This window comes from Kordiimonas aquimaris (genome assembly GCF_025574485.1).
GTDB lineage: Bacteria > Pseudomonadota > Alphaproteobacteria > Sphingomonadales > Kordiimonadaceae > Kordiimonas > Kordiimonas aquimaris.
The window spans coordinates 82,830-99,916 of the sequence record NZ_JAOBPO010000001.1; the positions used below are offsets into that span (position 1 = coordinate 82,830).

Below are 17,087 nucleotides of genomic sequence, written 5' to 3' on the forward strand. Positions count from 1 at the left end.
TATGGTGCTGCCGGGGAGATTCGAACTCCCGACCTCCCCCTTACCAAGGGGGTGCTCTACCCCTGAGCCACGGCAGCATACCAAAAGACTGTGCACCAACAGGTAACACGCCGCGCGTATTGCCACAGTGACCAGCTTGATGCAAGTCAAAACTGTGCTGTTCAGCCAGCATACACAGTATGGTGCATGGTTATATTTTCACTTGAAATTTTGCTGCGATCAACGCATTTTCTCGTGCATGACAAACAACAAAACACATATTGCCAACAAAGCAAAATCTGATGAAAAGCAGGCACGGCTTGCTGAAGCACTGCGTGCAAACTTGCGTCGTCGCAAAACGCAGGCAAAAGAACAAGCCGCTAGCGATAAAGACAATAACGACTAGGTTTTATCGCAGACAAACGCACCAATGATCACTCCGGAGGCTGTCGTGAAAGCAATGCTATATGAAGCCTTTCAAGCTGCACCGCGTGTAACGAGCGTGCCCGACCCAACACCTGTTGCCGGCGGCGTGGTTATTAAAGTAATGGCTTCCGGCCTGTGCCGCAGTGACTGGCACGGATGGATAGGACACGATCCTGATATTGAGTTACCGCACGTGCCAGGTCATGAACTGGCCGGCGTCATTGAAGCAGTTGGCAACGGGGTCACTCGCTGGAGTGTAGGTGACCGCGTAACGGTTCCGTTCGTTGGTGGATGCGGCACATGCGGGGAATGTACAGCAGGCCATCATCAAGTGTGTGACAACCAGTTTCAGCCCGGCTTTACCCATTGGGGCTCGTTCGCTGAATATGTCGGTGTACATTATGCCGACATTAACCTTGTGCGCTTACCGGACAGTACGGCGTTCACAACAGCAGCCAGCCTTGGCTGCCGGTTTGTGACCTCTTTTCGCGCCGTCATTGATCAAGGCCGTGTTGCAAAAGATGAATGGGTAGCCGTGCACGGCTGCGGCGGTGTTGGTTTGTCTGCCATTATGATTGCAGCAGCAGCCGGTGCCCGTGTTGTGGCCATTGATGTCACAGACGACAAGCTGTTACTTGCACGGCAACTTGGTGCAGAAGTCACGGTTAACGCAATAACCTCACCGCAAGTGGCAGAAGCAATACGGGACCAAACGGCTGGCGGCGTACATGTGTCGCTGGATGCACTCGGTCACACGCAAACCTGCCTTAACTCAATTAACAGCCTGCGCAAACGTGGCCGCCATGTACAAATTGGCCTGATGACAGAAAACCATGCAACGCCGCCCATACCGATGGATAAAGTGATTGCACATGAGCTGGAAATTCTGGGCAGCCACGGCATGCAGGCGCACAGATACGATGCAATGATGGAAATGATCACATCTGGTGCGCTGATGCCTGAATTGCTTGTCGGCGGCACGATCAGCCTTGAAGAGGCCGTGCCTGCCTTGATGAACATGGACAATGCGCCCACTCACGGCATCACTGTTATCAACCAATTTTAGATGGCCTTGTTGCCCATATAATTCATACACGAACCGCCATGTGCGAAACTGGCTTGTCTGATGCGCTCGCTTGTCCTACAAAACCGAACAGAGCATCACTGCATACATAAGAGTTTGGGAGAACACAGTGGCCATCATGTCTGATAAATGGATCCGCCAGCAATCACAGGATAACCACATGATCGAACCGTTCGTGGATGGTCAGGTTCGTGAAGGCAATATTTCTTACGGGTTATCATCATACGGGTATGATGCGCGCGTTGCCCCCGAGTTCAAAATTTTCACCAATGTGAACAGCGCGGTTGTAGACCCAAAGAATTTTTCCTCTGAAAGCTTTGTTGACCGTGACACAGACGTATGTGTAATCCCGCCTAACAGTTTTGCACTGGCACGTACTGTGGAATATTTTCGTGTACCGAAAGACGTACTTGTGATTTGCTTAGGTAAATCCACCTATGCACGCTGCGGTATCATTGTGAATGTAACACCCCTTGAGCCAGGGTGGGAAGGTCATGTGACGCTTGAGTTTTCAAACACAACACCACTGCCCGCCAAAGTATATGCCAATGAGGGTGCATGTCAGTTCCTGTTCTTGCAAGGCAACGAACCATGCGAAACGGCATACAGCGATCGCTCGGGCAAATACCAAGGACAGACAGGCGTTACCTTGCCCAAGCTATAAGATGTCATTTTTGGCATATAGCCATGTTTTCGCCGCCTTCCTATTGATAGTGGGACGCGATCAAACACATTACTCGATAGGTTAGGCAAAATGGAAAAACTGGTTATCACAGGCGGCAACCGTCTTGAAGGTACGGTGGAAATCAGCGGCGCGAAAAACGCGGCCTTACCCTTAATGTGTACAGCGCTGCTAACCGATGAGCCTGTAACACTCAACAACCTACCACGTCTTGCCGACATAACCACTCTTAGTGATCTTCTCAATCATCTTGGCGTTGCCATCGCGATAGCTGGCGGCAAGGGCCTGATGATGCGCGGGCGTAGCCTGACATTTGATGCCTCCCACATCGCAGACACGGTCGCGCCGTACGATATTGTACGCAAAATGCGCGCATCTATCCTTGTACTGGGTCCACTGGTTGCCCGCATGGGAGAAGCCACAGTGTCATTGCCTGGCGGATGTGCCATTGGTAACAGACCAATTGACTTGCACCTGAAAGCGCTCGAAGCACTGGGTGCAGACATCGAAATTGAGGATGGATATGTGCGGGCAAGCGCACCAAACGGCCTTGTAGGCGGCGTGGTACGATTTCCGTTTGTATCTGTTGGTGCAACTGAAAACATATTGATGGCAGCCACACTCGCTAAAGGTACAACCACAATTGAAAACGCTGCGCGAGAGCCGGAAATTGCCGATCTTGCACTATGCCTCAGCAGCATGGGTGCGCGCATCACGGGCGCTGGCACACACACCATCACTGTTGAAGGTGTTGAAGAATTATCAGGCACAACACATGCAGTAATGCCCGACCGCGTAGAGGCAGGTTCATACGCAATCGCGGCCCTTATGACCAAAGGCAATCTACTGCTCAAGAACGCGCGCGCAAACGATATGCAGGCTGCACTTGATGTTCTGAGTGAGGCTGGTGGCATCGTCGAAGTTGAAGATGACGGTGTTCGTGTGCGCTCCAACGGTCACGTCAGTGGTTTTAATATCGTAACTCAGCCCTTCCCTGCTTTCCCAACGGACATGCAGGCACAGTTCATGACTTTGGCGGCTGTTGCGGACGGCGCCAGCGTTATCACGGAAGCCATTTTTGAAAACCGTTTCATGCATGTGCCTGAGCTTTGTCGCCTCGGTGCTGACATCACGGTTACCGGGTCAAGTGCTACAGTTAGGGGCGTAAACGCTTTACGCGGCGCTCAAGTTATGGCCACGGACCTCAGAGCTAGTATGAGCCTTGCCCTCGCGGGGCTTGTGGCCGAAGGCCAGACAGTTATCAACCGCCTATATCACCTAGATCGCGGGTACGAGCACTTAGAAGAAAAGTTTCGCCGCGTGGGTGCCAACATTGAGCGTGTGAACGATTAAGTAGTTGCATGCGTAATTAAATTACACAACCCTGAAGTCACTAGTTACTCACAGTCTTCTCTATATACGCGTCGATTTTATCTTCGAGTAAACTAAGCGGCAACGTACCATTTTCAAGTACGGCATCATGAAACATTCTTACATCAAATGCCTGACCAAGTGCTTCTTCAGCACGCGCGCGAAGCTCAAGTATCTTCAGCTCGCCCATTTTATAAGCAAGTGCCTGTCCCGGCCATGATATATAGCGGTCAACCTCGGTGTTAATATTATGAACGGACAGTGCTGAGTTTTTCATAAAGAACGCAACAGCCTCGTCCCTGCTCCATCCCATTGCGTGAATGCCCGTGTCTACAACAAGCCGCCCTGCGCGCCACATTTCATAGCTCAAGCGACCAAAGTGTTCGTATGGCGTTTCATAGATACCCATCTCGATACCCAGTTTCTCGCTGTATAGTCCCCACCCTTCACCAAAGGCGTTCACATAGAGATTACGCCGAAAATCCGGAACGTTCTGAATTTCCTTCGCAAGCGCATTTTGTAGGTGGTGTCCAGGCACACCTTCATGCAATGCAAGTGCCGCCAGCGAATAAAGCGGACGCTTATCAAGCGCGTAAGTGTTGACCATAAACAGTCCGCCACGCTTACCGGGTATGGCACGCCAATATCTGCCTGTTGTGTAGTTTGGTGCAATTTCATCTGGCACGGCTCGCACGCCGTACGGTGTGCGCGGTAATTTATTAAAGAGAGCTGGCAGCTTTTCATCAATGCGTTTTGATATCCACGCCGCTTCTTTCAACAAATCTTTCGGTGTATCCGCATAAAACTGAGGATCTGTTCTTAAAAACTCCAAAAATGCCGAGAAATCACCTTTGAAACCAACCTCTTTAATGATTGCATTCATCTCATCAAGAATACGTTTAACCTCAGCCTTACCTAGCGCGTGTACTTGCTCAGGCGTAATATCAATGGTGGTATAAAACTTCACTCTGTCAGCGTAATAAGCCTCACCATTCGGCATCTTGATCGCACCAAGGGTTGAGCGCGCAGTTGTCATATAGGCTTGCTTGAAAAACTTGTTAAGTCTGCGGTATGCTGGCAGCACAATTTCGCCAACAACCTTCAGCGCTTTCATTCGCAATTGCTCTTTATCGGCAGGTGCTATGCTGTCCGGCATTTGAGCGACAGGTTTATAAAAAGCACTATCCTTTGCATTCTTAACATCAGCATGTGCAGCAAAACTTGGGGCAATTTTTGGCAAAATGTCGCGCGGCATGGAAAAGCCGTCATCTAATCCCTGCTGCATATTAGCAATCTGCTGATCGAAATAATTTCCAACTTTTTGCAAGCGTTCAATGTAGGCTTCGTAATTAGCAACAGAGGAAGTTGGCACTGTCTCAACAGAAGATGCCAGCGCAAGATGAAATCCTGAATCGGACAAAAAAGGAATACGCCAAGGCTTATACGCCGCACCTGCAATACGGGCGTCCAGCAAGTATGCGAAAATATCGTAATTAACCTGCTCGTCACCTCCCAGCGCACTGCGATCTATTGCTCTAAGGCTTGCAAGAAACGCTCTGTCTTCAGCCAAAAATTGCGCATAAGCTGCAGGTGAGACATCTGGCAAACGGTGATCATACCCTTTGGCGCCAATGGCTGTGGCGTTTAAAGGGTTGCGCTCCAGCCGCGATGACCACTCTGCATCAAACAAAGCATGTAATTTTTCTGCTTCATCGGCAACAGAGACATTAATGAACGAAGCTGCAAACCAGATTACAAGCCCCAACACTATACGGTGCATGGCATTTCACCTTTCTTTTGCATTGCGGGCCCATATCAACTTACCGGTTTGGTGCAGGTTGAAACCCTTTAGTGTAAATTTGCTCAATCAGATCCCGGTGCTTGGGCATAACAGCGATACCGCCTTGCGCCGTTCCTTTGAATTTTTGCGCCTGCTCGCGAGCGGCTTGCACATGCAGATACCGTGCTTCCTGACCGGAAAGATCAGGCACATAGTCCATACCATAAAGTACCTGCAAATGGTTGGTCAGACCAAACACTTGCGGAAAACCGGAAAATTCATACAAGCCCGGCACACGACTTTTCCATGCTTCAAGCTTATCTTGCAGTGTTGTGGTCCAGGTATCCGGATTCGCATTATCAACCCAAAACTCTGTATCTGTTCGCTTAGTGATCGCATAGTGAAGCTTAATAAAGTCAATAATATCGGCGTACATCTCGTTCATGCGGCCATTAAAGTCCTTGGCAGCTAACTCAAACTTATCCGTTGTTGAAAGAAACTCGGCAAGCCAGCGCAAACCCATATCAACAAGGAAAATACCTGTTGATTCCAGCGGCTCAATAAATCCGGCAGAAAGCCCGATGGAGACGCAGTTGCCCTTCCACTGCTGACGCCGTTTACCGGTACGAATACCAATATGCCACACATCAATGTCCTTACCACGTGGCCCAAGATATGAGCGTAGCAGCTCTTCAGCATTTTCTTTGTCTGTATATTTATCGGAATAAACATAACCAACACCGCGCCTGTTATTGAGTGGGATATCCCATGTCCAACCTTCAGTTTGTGCAGTTGCTGTCGTGTACGGGGGAATAATTTCCTTTGGGTCTTCGTAAGGAATTTGGCATGCAACAGCATTGTTGCAAAACAACACATCGTTCATACCTGTAAACTCGGTACCCATGGCACCTTCAATAAGGCGTGCCCGAAACCCTGTGCAGTCAATATATAGATCTGCGGTTAGCTCACCTTGTTCCTTGGTGATAACACTGGCTATGTCACCGTTTTCCTTAAGCTTCACATCATCAACTGTACCAATTAGCTGAGTAATACCTTCTGCCTTGCCTTTTTTCTTTAACAATTCGGCCAGGCGTCCTGCATCAAAATGATAGGCATATTGCATAGGGCCTTGAAACTGTGGGTCTGTGATCCGTTTCGGGCCGCAACCCGCATCAATAACCCCGCCTTCAAACATCGTGTAATCGACGTAATTCTCGCCGCTTTTCTCACGGTCCATCACCCAATACGGTGCCATAAGGTCTGTATTGATCTGATTAAATTTTCCGAAGGTGTGATAGTAGGTGTCTGCAATGTCACCCATATTAGCTGCGGGCGTGTTCCAATTGTCAAATTTGATAGCAAGCTTAAACGTGGCTGATGTTTCTCGCATAAATTCTGCTTCATCAAAGCCAAGCAAAGATACCAGTGTACGGATCGGTGGAATGGTTGCCTCACCGACACCAACAGTCGGAATATCACTCGATTCTACTAACGTAATCTCGGTACCACCATTATTTGTACCAAGCTGCCTTGCTAAATAATTGGCAGTCATCCAGCCAGATGTTCCACCACCAACAATAAGAATTTTTTTGATCTGCGACATAACCTAACCCTCACTTACAACTCACCGCACTATAGAGCGTGACCACCTACATACTGTCAAGCCTGCCCTTGTTGCGACATGACCTGCACGTCGTGCAACAAATCACATATTCGCGCATTACCCAGCAAAATAGTGATAAATCCCAATAGCCTCTTGAAGCCATTGATGGCACAGCTTACATTGCACTACGTTGGATCACATTGTTCCGATTGATTTTAATGTCATTATTATAACCATTTCCTGCAACTGAAACGAGCCCGTCCCCATGAGCAAGCCTCAAAAGAGCAAATCGCTCAAACTTATTGCGCAAACAGCAGAAGACCTAACGGTTATCTCCAGCTTAATGCAGGACACTGCTGTGCTGGTGAATGATATTGCCTGGCAACCGGAGACACAGCGATTTGCTTTCGTTGGCAATCGTTATGTTTGGGAAAAGAAGGGCTGGCTGCGGCGCCCAAAAGGTGAGCGTGTTCGTACAGCTATACACTTCAATGGTATTAGCAAGGTACAAGCTTCGGGAATTGACCTGAAAAGCAGCGACACAGTTTTGTCGCTATTGGACATGGAAGCTCATGAAACGGGCGTTGGCGTCACAATTTTACTGAACTTTGCAGACAATGCGAGTATTAGACTATCGGCTGAGGTTGTTGACGCAGTTGCAACTGACCTCTCGGAAACGTGGGAAGCGATAGCACGCCCCCGTCACGAAGGTTAGCTGCGTACGTAGATTGATTATTAAATCATCACAGGATTAGGTTGATGGAACTTTCGGAAAAGTTGGTGCTTGCGCTACCTAAAGGGCGCATTCTCGATGAAGTTATGCCTCTTGTGCGTGGTGCTGGGATTGAGCCGGAAGCAGCCTTTGATGACCCAAAGTCACGCCAGCTTGAGTTCGCGACCAATATAGACAACCTGACCATCATTCGTGTGCGCGCGTTTGATGCTGCAACTTTTGTTGCGTTTGGCGCAGCACACATAGGCGTGGTTGGTAATGATGTATTGCAGGAATTTGGCTATACAGATCTGTATTCTCCGCTTGATCTCGGGATCGGTTATTGCCGCCTGTCGCTTGCTATGCCTGTGGACGAACCGGACAGCGATCCAAAGGAATGGTCACACATTCGCGTAGCCACCAAATATCCAAACCTTACCAGCCAGTATTATGCCAACCGCGGCGTTCAGGCTGAGTGCATTAAACTGAACGGTGCGATGGAGCTTGCGCCGAGCCTTGGTTTATCGAAGCGAATCGTTGATTTGGTATCTACAGGCAGCACACTTAAAGCCAACAACCTCAAGGAAGTTGAGGTATTAACAGAAATCACATCTCGCCTGGTTATTAACAGATCAGCGTTCAAGACACGCCCGCGCGAACTAACATACTGGACTGATCGCTTCAGGGAGGTGCTGGAAGATGGCAAAACTGCTGAGTAGCACCACCGCAGACTTTGAAGATCAGTTTGCAAACTTACTGGGTGCCAAACGTGAACAGTCAAATGATGTGCGCGATGCCGTAGCAGGTATTCTCACTGCCGTTCAAGAACGCGGTGACGATGCACTATTTGATTTTACAGAGCAATTTGACCGGTTTGATGCACGCACACATGGCCTTGCCATCAGCGGCGAAGAAGTTGATAGGGCATGCACTCAGGTTAACGCAGAAACCATGGACGCTCTCAAGCTAGCGGCTGACCGCATTCGCGCGTTTCATGCAAAGCAATTGCCTGAAGATATCGACTATATAGACGACGTAGGCGTTCGCCTTGGTCAGGCATGGAAACCAGTGAGCGCTGCGGGGTTGTATGTGCCCGGGGGCCTTGCCAGTTATCCTTCTTCTGTGTTGATGAACGCTATTCCGGCCACCGTTGCTGGTGTTGAGCGTATTGTAATGGTTGTTCCCACCCCCGACGATGTACTTAATCCACTTGTACTAGCGGCAGCTAAACTGGCAGGTGTTAGTGAAATATATCGCATCGGTGGTGCTCAGGCGGTAGCCGCGCTTGCATACGGTACTGCCACGATTTCCTCTGTAGATAAAATTGTCGGACCAGGTAATGCCTTTGTTGCAGAAGCAAAGCGGCAGGTCTTTGGCAAAGTTGGTATCGACAGCATTGCCGGACCAAGTGAAATTCTGGTGATTGCAGACAACAAAACTGATCCGCGCTGGATTGCAGCAGATTTGTTGTCGCAAGCAGAGCACGATTCTGTGGCACAGAGCATTCTTATTACGGACGACGCCGTCTATGCCAAAATGGTTATGGACGCAGTTGAAGATCACTTGGCCACAATGGAACGTAAAGACATTGCGCTTGCAAGCTGGCGTGATTACGGCGCAGTCATTGTTGTACCTGATCTGGACGACGCTATTGCCTTAACGGACAGATTAGCCCCTGAACACCTAGAGCTCGCAGTTGATGACCCTGAGGCCATGCGCCGGAAAATAAATAACGCAGGTGCTATTTTTATGGGGCGTCATACACCGGAAGCCATTGGCGATTATGTAGCGGGGCCTAACCACGTTCTCCCAACAGCGCGTACAGCACGCTTCTCAAGCGGGTTGAGCGTTTATGATTTCATGAAACGCACCACATTTGTGGCATGTGATGAGGCAAGCCTACAAACCATTGGCCCAGCGGCAGTGACGTTAGCAAATGAAGAAGGGCTTGGCGCACACGCACTTTCTGTTAGCATCCGGCTGAAAGATCAATAAGTGACCAACCTGGGCAGGAGCCTATGACGAGCCGCAAACTGATAGATGTGAAGCTGGACGAATCGACCGTGGTGCGGTGGACCGCTGACGTTGAGCATGAGCGGCGTATTGCGATCTTTGATCTGCTTGAAGAAAACAGTTTTCACCTCGTAAAGTCATCGGACGAAACTTACGAAGGTCCTTACAAGTTAACATTGGGCACCATTGAAGGGCGCCTTCAGTTTGATGTGTCTGCGATAAGCGATCAGTTACTAATGAGCTTTCGCCTTGCCATGACACCGTTTCGGCGCATCATCCGTGAGTATTTTGCTATTTGTGATAGCTACTACGAAGCGATTAAAACAGCCAGCCCTTCCCAGATTGAAGCAATCGATATGGGGCGCCGCGGCCTCCACAATGAAGGCAGCACGCTTTTGATGGAACGTCTTGAAGGTAAGGTGGAAGTGGATATGCAAACAGCACGGCGCCTGTTCACGCTGGTATGTGTGCTGCACCTCAAAGACGGCAGAGGTCCGCGATGAGCGATACAGGAACATCAGCTGGCGAAAGCGGCGCCAAAAGAAAGTCGCCGAGTGTCCTCTTTGTCTGCAACCAAAATGCAGTGAGAAGCCCCATGGCAGAAGCGTTAGCCAACAAGCATAGCAAACGACGTATGTTTGTAGAATCAGTTGGGCTTATCGCTGGTGCACTTGACCCTTTTTCTGTCGCTGCGATGGCGGAAGAAGGTATCGACATTCAAGACCACAAACCAAAGCCACTAGGTGATATCGACATAACACTGTTTGATCTGATCATTGCTTTAACACCAGAAAGCCATACTCACATTGAAAAGATGGATCTGGCTAAAAACACACGCCTTGAATATTGGGCTACGCCAGACCCATCAGACGCAGAAGGTAACCGTAATCAGGTGATGGAAAGTTACCGTTTGGTACGTGATCGGCTGGAAGTGCAGATCGCTGATAAATTTCCCTTTTAGCCCTGATTTAAGCGCTTTTTCGTTACAATACGCGACAAAAATTCCACATTTCAGATCGAATCAACAAGAAAACTTAATGTTTTGGGCCAAAATGGTTGCTTTTTGATGCTAATCTCGTCATGTATGTGCCGAAATTGAGGGCCATACCAAGGAGACATAATGGCTAAAGAAGAAGTTTTGGAAATGCGCGGCACGGTTACTGAACTGCTGCCAAACGCAATGTTCCGGGTAAAGCTTGAGAATGATCACGAAATTCTCGGCCACACAGCAGGTAAAATGCGCAAGAATCGCATTCGCGTGCTGGCAGGCGACGATGTTCTGGTTGAACTAACGCCGTACGACCTGACCAAGGGTCGCATTACTTACCGTTTCAAATAATCGGTTCGGTGGCCCATGACCACCTCGCAGTCAAATGACGATGTAAAATCTGAAGGTACACATACGCCTTTAGTGCTGGCATCGGCATCGCCCCGTCGTCGTGATTTGCTGGCGCAGATAGGTGTTAAGCCTGCCATCATTGCCCCAGCTGATATTGATGAAACCCCGCACAAGGACGAGTTGCCAAAACACTACGGCGAACGCATGGCGCGAGAAAAAGCGCTGGCTGTTGCACCCACACATCAAGGCAGCATTATCCTAGCCGCAGACACCGTTGTGGCTTGTGGGCGCCGTATATTACCAAAAGCAGAAGATGCAAGCACTGCCCGGCAATGTCTTGCGATGTTGTCTGGCAGGCGCCACAGGGTTATCTCAGGTATTTCACTAATCAAACCAGACGGTAAGCAGCTTGTTAAGTCTGTTACAACAACTGTCGGCTTCAAGCGCTTAAGCGATGCGGACATCGAAGCCTATATTGTCAGCGGTGAATGGAACGGCAAAGCAGGTGGCTATGCAATTCAAGGCTTGGCGGTTCTTTATGTCAGGTTTCTGTCAGGCTCTTATTCAAATGTTGTCGGCTTGCCTTTGTTCGAGATTGGCGGCTGGTTAAACGCACACTGTCGGCACGTGCTGGGTCAGCGCGCATTGGACACAACCAGCGAGCACCGCCATGACTAATGCATCACTTACCATCATCGAGCCTGGCATCGGCCAGTGGCGCAGCGCTGACATCGACACAAACGACGGTGATGACGGCCTGCCCACCGACTTGCGCTTTCATGATGATGTAAGCCTGAGCCCGCTAGACAGCGTGTTTGCCGCACGCATTACCCATATTGATACGGCAAATGATCTTGCCTTTGCTGACCTCGGAGAAGGCCTTACGGGGTGCATGAATCTGCGCCGCGCCAAATCACTGGTTAAAGGCAAGGCAAACAGCATCAATGACTGTGTAACAGAAGGCATGCGCCTGCTGGTGCAAGTTGTAAGCGAGCCCAGCACACAAGATGACAAAGCACTGGTTATCACACCACGCCCACGCCTTATGGGGCGTTATGTTGTTATCGAGACGGGCGGTGCCCGGCTAAATTTCTCCAAAGATATTGGTCCTGCAAAGGTCAAGAAGCTGACACCCGAGCTTGGGGCGTGTGCAGAAAACGCAGTTATCATTGTGCGTTCACGCGCAGCAAACACACCAACCGAAGCCATTACTGAGGAAGCAAAGCTTCTGGTACAAGCTATTAACAGCGCAGCCGACAAGCCTGGTGTTGTGTTTTCATATACACCGCTTGAAAAGGCGCTAATTGCTATTCCTGATGACAGCACACAAGTGCTGATAGAAGGAGGCTCGGCTTTTGCGTCCGCCGCTAAAACATGCGCCAAGCGCTGGCCTGATGTGCATGAGCGACTATCGCAGTATAAAGGCACTGAGCCAGCATTTGAATATTACGGGGTGAACGAGGCTATTGAGGAAGCCTTGGCTGAACGCATCATGCTGCCGTCCGGCGGCTGGATCAGCATAACCCCCACACCTGCCATGACAGTGGTGGATGTGAACATGGGCAATGCCTTCAAGGGACGCAGCGCATCAGACGCCAAAGTGATCGTCAACATGGAAGCAGCGCTGGCTGTGCTGTATCACTTGCGCTTTCAGGATATAGGCGGACTGGTTGTGGTTGACTTCATTGACATGACCGCCAAGGGCGCTGCCAAGGAGCTGATCCAGCTTATTGAAAAAGTCACCCGTGAGGACCGCGTACCTGTGCAACACACCGGCATTTCAACATTTGGTCTGGTTGAATTTGCGCGCAAACGCAGTGGCTTGTCACTGCGGGACCGTATGCAGGTTTCAGGGCTGACACGTACACGCGTTCAGGCCGCCATGCTTGATCTGCTGCGCCGTGCCTTACAGGCGGGGCAAGCACCGCAACCCGGCACACTCGTTATCGCAGGGCCGGAACCTTTACTGGCATGGTTGAAAGCACACCCACACTATAGTGCAGAATTAACAGCCATGACCCAGCGCACTGTTGAGTTGATGCTGGGCACAACACCAGATGTTTTCCTGCGCAATACCTAAGGGGCACGGACATGAACGAGAAAGTTAAAAGCGCCGATATGGTAAAGGCCAAGTGCCCGGAGTGCAGTAAACCTGTGGTGCACGCATACCGGCCATTTTGTTCAAAACGCTGCGCTGATCTGGACCTTGGTAAATGGTTTAACGAGCAATATGTACTGCCCGGCGACAGTGAAATAAATGATGATCTGGAAGAGAACTGATCGGCAACACAGTTTCTGTGCAGAGCCTCATAAAAAATTTGGATTGGTTCCTTGCAAAAACTTCAACTCAGCGCTGGACACAACTAATAATATTGGCTAAAAGCCCTTTCGCACGTCAGGCAACCCACCTGACAGATATATGTGCCCGGGTAGCTCAGGGGTAGAGCAGCGGATTGAAAATCCGCGTGTCGGTGGTTCAAATCCGCCCCCGGGCACCACTTAAAAAACATCCTGCCTTTTGGCGGGATTTTTTTTGAATTGTGTTCCTGGGTAGCGATTTTCATCACTGTTCATACCGAGCAAAGCGAAGGTGACGAGCAACGCCGAGCCAAATCTAGCCTCGGGCACCACTTCAAAAGCCACATTAATATGCGGCTTTTTGCGTATTCAGCCCCGGGTATATTCGAGTGTCCGCTAAAAGATTTTACAATATTTGACAGGAATATCTCTGACGCGACCCTGCCAAAAGCCAGCGATGCTGCAGAACTGTGAACTTTTGGACCAAGTGGAATTGAGAGATAGGTCCTTACCAGAATTGAGAAAACGTCGCGCATCGCTCATTTCCTATTGTTGCAAAAAGACATGCAATAGGTTGTATTGTCACAATGACTAATCAAACCCCAACTATTGATAGCTCATTATGGACTGGCGAAATGACGTGTCACTTTCAAGGTAAATTTAAGAGAAGACCTCAACGGCCAGCAATAGATGTACCTAACGGTTGGTTTGCGGTGAACTTTTCACATGTTACGAAAGAAACCGACGGAAAACATGATAAGGATAAGAGTAAAGCTTATAGGCATACAGTCCATGGAAGGTGGTTTAAAATTTCAAGCGACAAAGGCTCTGTAATCAGAGTTATCCGTTTTGCTGCGAATAATCAGTTAGCATGGACATCTCAATCAGGCAAAAAGTCAATATCCGCCAAAAAAGTTATTTGGGTAGATTGGCAGGCTTGGATTGAACTGAATGGACGAACGGGCGTTTCTGACGAGTCACTCGATTTAAAATTTGAAGAAGTCGGCTGGTGGAGAGCAGCTTTGGGCGCTCTTGGACACCCTGATCCTGCTGTTAAAGTTAGCGTTTGTTTGGGACTGCTTTCTTTGGCACTGGCAGTGGTGTCATTTGTTGTGGCGCTTAACTAAATTGGCCTGCCAAACATACACAATCAACCGAGCTCAATGCTTATCAACCAACGTAATCTTGTGCTTTAGGCATCGGAGTAAATATTGAGCATTCAAACAGGTCGAATTTTTATTCTAGGCGCCGGATTTTCAGCGGGAGCGGGAATTCCACTAACCAACAAGTTACTTCCAGAAGCCGTACGACTGTTCAGGAAAGAGGCACCTGGCCTTCTTTCGCGTGTGGAAGGTTATGCGGATCAAATAGATGTCGACCTTGTTGGTAGTCCCGATGCGAAAGACTTCGCCCGATTGTGCACGTACTTAGATTTTGTCGAATTACGCGAGCATGCAGGGGGTGAACGCTGGAGTGATCAAGGCAGTAGGGAACGAATGGCCCTAAAGTTCTTTCTTGCAAAAGCAATCGCTTCCTCCACGCCAGCGTTGCCCAACATTCCAGACTACTACAAACACTTTGCCTCCAAACTTACCTCAGACGATATTGTGTTAACATTCAACTGGGACACTCTTCTCGAAATGACTCTTCGAAGGGAGGGCTTGCCATATTCATATGGTTTTGAAGATGACCATCTTGACATAATGAAGATGCATGGGTCGGTACATTGGATTCAAGGGCAGCCCACTACCATGGGGACAGGGGGTAAGAGTTTCGGGTTTCAGCCCATAGGATATTCTACGGAGATGCAGCCGACAGAAATTTACACGTCTGACGCGCTAGAAAACTCTGACAAATGGGACCAAGCACACTGCTTAACTGGAGAAGTTAAACCGCTGCTTGTTCTACCAGGATATGGGAAAACGAACGACCTTCGACTATTATCAACACTGTGGTATCGCCCTGAATTTCTAAACATAAGACAAGGCGGTATCTCAATAATCGGTCTTAGCGTCAGTGAAGATGACTACATCGTCGACAGTTTATTTCGCTATTTGTTTCGAGGTGTATTTTCGCCAGAGAGGAAAATCCGGATCATTAATCCAGATGCTAACGCAAGCAAGAAATTCAAGGCGTTGGCGGCGACGGATACTACCCTAGAAATCGTAGAGAAAAATTTTGATTCCGGGACCGTGCCTTTCTCCCTTCATGAAAACTGATTTAGCTGATTAATCCCGAATTGCTGGCTTGAAAATCCGCGTGTCGGTAGTTCAAATCTACCCTCTGGCACCACTTTTCTTTCAGAGAACGGTTCGCGTTATAGCTTACGAGCGGTTTTGTCGTTTTTACCGACACTTTTTACCGAGCGGCAGCTCGCCAACCATCCCGTAACCAATGAATATTATATTGCACTGCTGCTATTGCTAAAGCTGACACAATATTTCTGCGGCTTTCAGCAAAGTGCCGTCGTTTTTAGCAAAACACAGGCGTATCACTTTATTATTCTTAAGATAAGTTTCCCGTTGTTCCGATTGGTAAAAAGGACTGAGAGGAATGGCGGCAACGCCTATTTCTTTAGTTAACCACTCACAAAATTCGCGGTCACCCAGTGCTGATATGGCTGAATAATCCAACAATAAAAAATACGTACCTTTTGAGGGCAGCACCTTAAAACGTGAGCCTTCTAGCGCGCTGACGAGTAAATCTCGTTTTTGCTGGTAAAAACTTGCCAAACCAGTGACATGTGATGGCTGCTCTCTTAGCATTTGTGCAATGGCTATTTGCGCAGGGGTAAATGAGCAAAAGGTGACGTATTGATGTATTTTTCTGAACTCCGCAGACAGCGCGTCCGGTGCAGCGCAGTAGCCCATTTTCCAGCCGGTACAATGAAAAGTCTTGCCAAAACTAGAGACGACAAAGGCGCGCCTGAATAACGCGGGGTACCGTAAAACACTCTCATGCCTTAGGCCGTCAAAGGTCATGTGCTCGTATACTTCGTCGCTGATGACATATAAATTATATTTTTCAACCAATGTCTCTAGCGTACTAAGGTCAGACTGGCTCAGTATTGAACCCGTTGGATTGTGCGGGTTGTTAATGATAATGGCGCGTGTATTGGCATTAACGGTTTGTTCTACCAGTACCCAGTTTATTTCATAGCTTGGGGCCTCAAGTGCGATATGGCGACAAACGCCGCCTGCAAGCTCAACGGCAGGTTCGTAAGAGTCGTAGGCAGGGTCAAAAACAATCACTTCATCATTTTTGCGCACAAGGGTTTGTATAGCGACCCATAAGGCTTCAGTTGCGCCTGCAGTAATAGTAACGCCCTTCAGGCCATCAAGTTTTTGTTCAACAGTTAATTCAGTTTGATAATGCCTGTGCACCATTTCGGCAATTTGAGTTAACAATTCAGGCAAACCATTTGAGGGTGCGTATTGATTGTGCCCTTCATGAATGGCCTGATTAATTTTATCTTTTAAAAAAGCGGGTGCATCAAATTCAGGGAAGCCTTGAGCCAAATTAATCGCTTGATGCTCGTTAGCCATTATCGACATTTCAGTGAAAATACTGGTCTCTAAATTTGGCAGTTTACTGGTAAAAGCAGATGACACCAAAGGCTCCTATGATTTTATGAGCGAGCTTGCTTAAGCTCTTTTGCAAAAGCAAAACTATTGAAATTCAATATACTAAGCAACCCGACACCGAACCAACTACTGCTGGATTGAAAACCCGCGTGTCGGTGGTTCAAACCGAATGAAGCGAAGGTGGCGAGCATCGCCGAGTCTAATCCACCTCCGGCA

General features: G+C 48.8%; 18 protein-coding genes and 2 tRNA genes. 16 read left to right on the plus strand and 4 right to left on the minus strand.

Going from position 1 to position 17,087, the window contains the following annotated elements:
* Positions 1-2 precede the first annotated feature (2 nt).
* Positions 3-77: transfer RNA gene (locus OEU88_RS00330), tRNA-Thr, on the minus strand.
* Positions 78-238: 161 nt separating this feature from the next.
* Between OEU88_RS00330 and OEU88_RS00335 the strand changes: the two genes are divergently transcribed.
* The 4 genes from OEU88_RS00335 (at position 239) to murA (ending at position 3,524) form a co-directional block, all read left to right on the plus strand.
* The gene (locus OEU88_RS00335; RefSeq protein WP_262693104.1) at positions 239-385 is read left to right on the plus strand and encodes a hypothetical protein; all 147 of its coding nucleotides are present in this window, start codon (positions 239-241) and stop codon (positions 383-385) included.
* 45 nt (positions 386-430) lie between these two features.
* On the plus strand, positions 431-1,471 hold the full coding sequence (locus tag OEU88_RS00340) for a zinc-dependent alcohol dehydrogenase family protein (protein WP_394805200.1): 1,041 nt from the start codon (positions 431-433) through the stop codon (positions 1,469-1,471).
* Between the two features lie 127 nt (positions 1,472-1,598).
* Positions 1,599-2,153 carry a dCTP deaminase gene (gene dcd, locus OEU88_RS00345; protein WP_262693105.1) on the plus strand — a complete coding sequence of 185 codons (555 nt, stop codon included), beginning with the start codon at positions 1,599-1,601 and terminating at the stop codon, positions 2,151-2,153.
* Between the two features lie 90 nt (positions 2,154-2,243).
* Positions 2,244-3,524, plus strand: a complete 1,281-nt coding sequence (gene murA, locus OEU88_RS00350; RefSeq protein ID WP_262693106.1) for a UDP-N-acetylglucosamine 1-carboxyvinyltransferase — start codon at positions 2,244-2,246, stop codon at positions 3,522-3,524.
* Between the two features lie 40 nt (positions 3,525-3,564).
* Here the strand turns inward: murA and OEU88_RS00355 are convergent, their stop codons facing one another.
* Together OEU88_RS00355 and OEU88_RS00360 are read right to left on the minus strand one after the other, a co-directional pair.
* Positions 3,565-5,322, minus strand: a complete 1,758-nt coding sequence (locus tag OEU88_RS00355; protein ID WP_262693107.1) for a DUF885 domain-containing protein — start codon at positions 5,320-5,322, stop codon at positions 3,565-3,567.
* Between the two features lie 40 nt (positions 5,323-5,362).
* Entirely contained in the window at positions 5,363-6,925 is a 1,563-nt protein-coding gene (locus tag OEU88_RS00360; RefSeq protein ID WP_262693108.1) for a tryptophan halogenase family protein, read from the minus strand.
* Between the two features lie 265 nt (positions 6,926-7,190).
* On the opposite strand from OEU88_RS00360, the gene OEU88_RS00365 reads away from it, so the two are divergent.
* From OEU88_RS00365 to OEU88_RS00420, 12 genes are all read left to right on the plus strand, one after another.
* Complete coding sequence (locus OEU88_RS00365; RefSeq protein ID WP_262693109.1) at positions 7,191-7,640, plus strand: DUF2948 family protein; 450 nt, start codon at positions 7,191-7,193, stop codon at positions 7,638-7,640.
* 44 nt (positions 7,641-7,684) lie between these two features.
* On the plus strand, positions 7,685-8,356 hold the full coding sequence (hisG, locus tag OEU88_RS00370; protein WP_262693110.1) for an ATP phosphoribosyltransferase: 672 nt from the start codon (positions 7,685-7,687) through the stop codon (positions 8,354-8,356).
* Positions 8,337-9,632 (plus strand): histidinol dehydrogenase, encoded by a 1,296-nt coding sequence (hisD, locus tag OEU88_RS00375; protein WP_262693111.1) that lies wholly within the window; start codon positions 8,337-8,339, stop codon positions 9,630-9,632. The genes hisG and hisD overlap by 20 nt, the downstream gene beginning before the upstream one ends.
* A 23-nt stretch (positions 9,633-9,655) precedes the next feature.
* Complete coding sequence (locus tag OEU88_RS00380) at positions 9,656-10,153, plus strand: UPF0262 family protein (protein ID WP_262693112.1); 498 nt, start codon at positions 9,656-9,658, stop codon at positions 10,151-10,153.
* Complete coding sequence (locus tag OEU88_RS00385; protein ID WP_262693113.1) at positions 10,150-10,611, plus strand: arsenate-mycothiol transferase ArsC; 462 nt, start codon at positions 10,150-10,152, stop codon at positions 10,609-10,611. Before OEU88_RS00380 ends, OEU88_RS00385 begins: the two co-directional genes overlap by 4 nt.
* Before the next feature lie 159 nt (positions 10,612-10,770).
* Positions 10,771-10,989: a translation initiation factor IF-1 gene (infA, locus tag OEU88_RS00390; protein ID WP_191250466.1), complete on the plus strand. Its 219-nt coding sequence runs from the start codon at positions 10,771-10,773 to the stop codon at positions 10,987-10,989.
* Between the two features lie 15 nt (positions 10,990-11,004).
* Positions 11,005-11,667 (plus strand): Maf family protein, encoded by a 663-nt coding sequence (locus tag OEU88_RS00395; protein ID WP_262693114.1) that lies wholly within the window; start codon positions 11,005-11,007, stop codon positions 11,665-11,667.
* On the plus strand, positions 11,660-13,069 hold the full coding sequence (locus OEU88_RS00400) for a ribonuclease E/G (RefSeq protein ID WP_262693115.1): 1,410 nt from the start codon (positions 11,660-11,662) through the stop codon (positions 13,067-13,069). The genes OEU88_RS00395 and OEU88_RS00400 overlap by 8 nt, the downstream gene beginning before the upstream one ends.
* Before the next feature lie 11 nt (positions 13,070-13,080).
* The gene (locus OEU88_RS00405; RefSeq protein ID WP_262693116.1) at positions 13,081-13,269 is read left to right on the plus strand and encodes a DNA gyrase inhibitor YacG; all 189 of its coding nucleotides are present in this window, start codon (positions 13,081-13,083) and stop codon (positions 13,267-13,269) included.
* A 143-nt stretch (positions 13,270-13,412) separates the two neighbouring features.
* A tRNA-Phe gene (locus OEU88_RS00410) sits at positions 13,413-13,487 on the plus strand.
* A gap of 387 nt (positions 13,488-13,874) precedes the next feature.
* On the plus strand, positions 13,875-14,414 hold the full coding sequence (locus OEU88_RS00415) for a hypothetical protein (protein ID WP_262693117.1): 540 nt from the start codon (positions 13,875-13,877) through the stop codon (positions 14,412-14,414).
* An 84-nt stretch (positions 14,415-14,498) separates the two neighbouring features.
* Complete coding sequence (locus OEU88_RS00420; RefSeq protein ID WP_262693118.1) at positions 14,499-15,506, plus strand: SIR2 family protein; 1,008 nt, start codon at positions 14,499-14,501, stop codon at positions 15,504-15,506.
* A gap of 204 nt (positions 15,507-15,710) precedes the next feature.
* Here the strand turns inward: OEU88_RS00420 and OEU88_RS00425 are convergent, their stop codons facing one another.
* Positions 15,711-16,898, minus strand: a complete 1,188-nt coding sequence (locus OEU88_RS00425; protein WP_262693119.1) for a methionine aminotransferase — start codon at positions 16,896-16,898, stop codon at positions 15,711-15,713.
* Between the last annotated feature and the right edge of the window lie 189 nt (positions 16,899-17,087).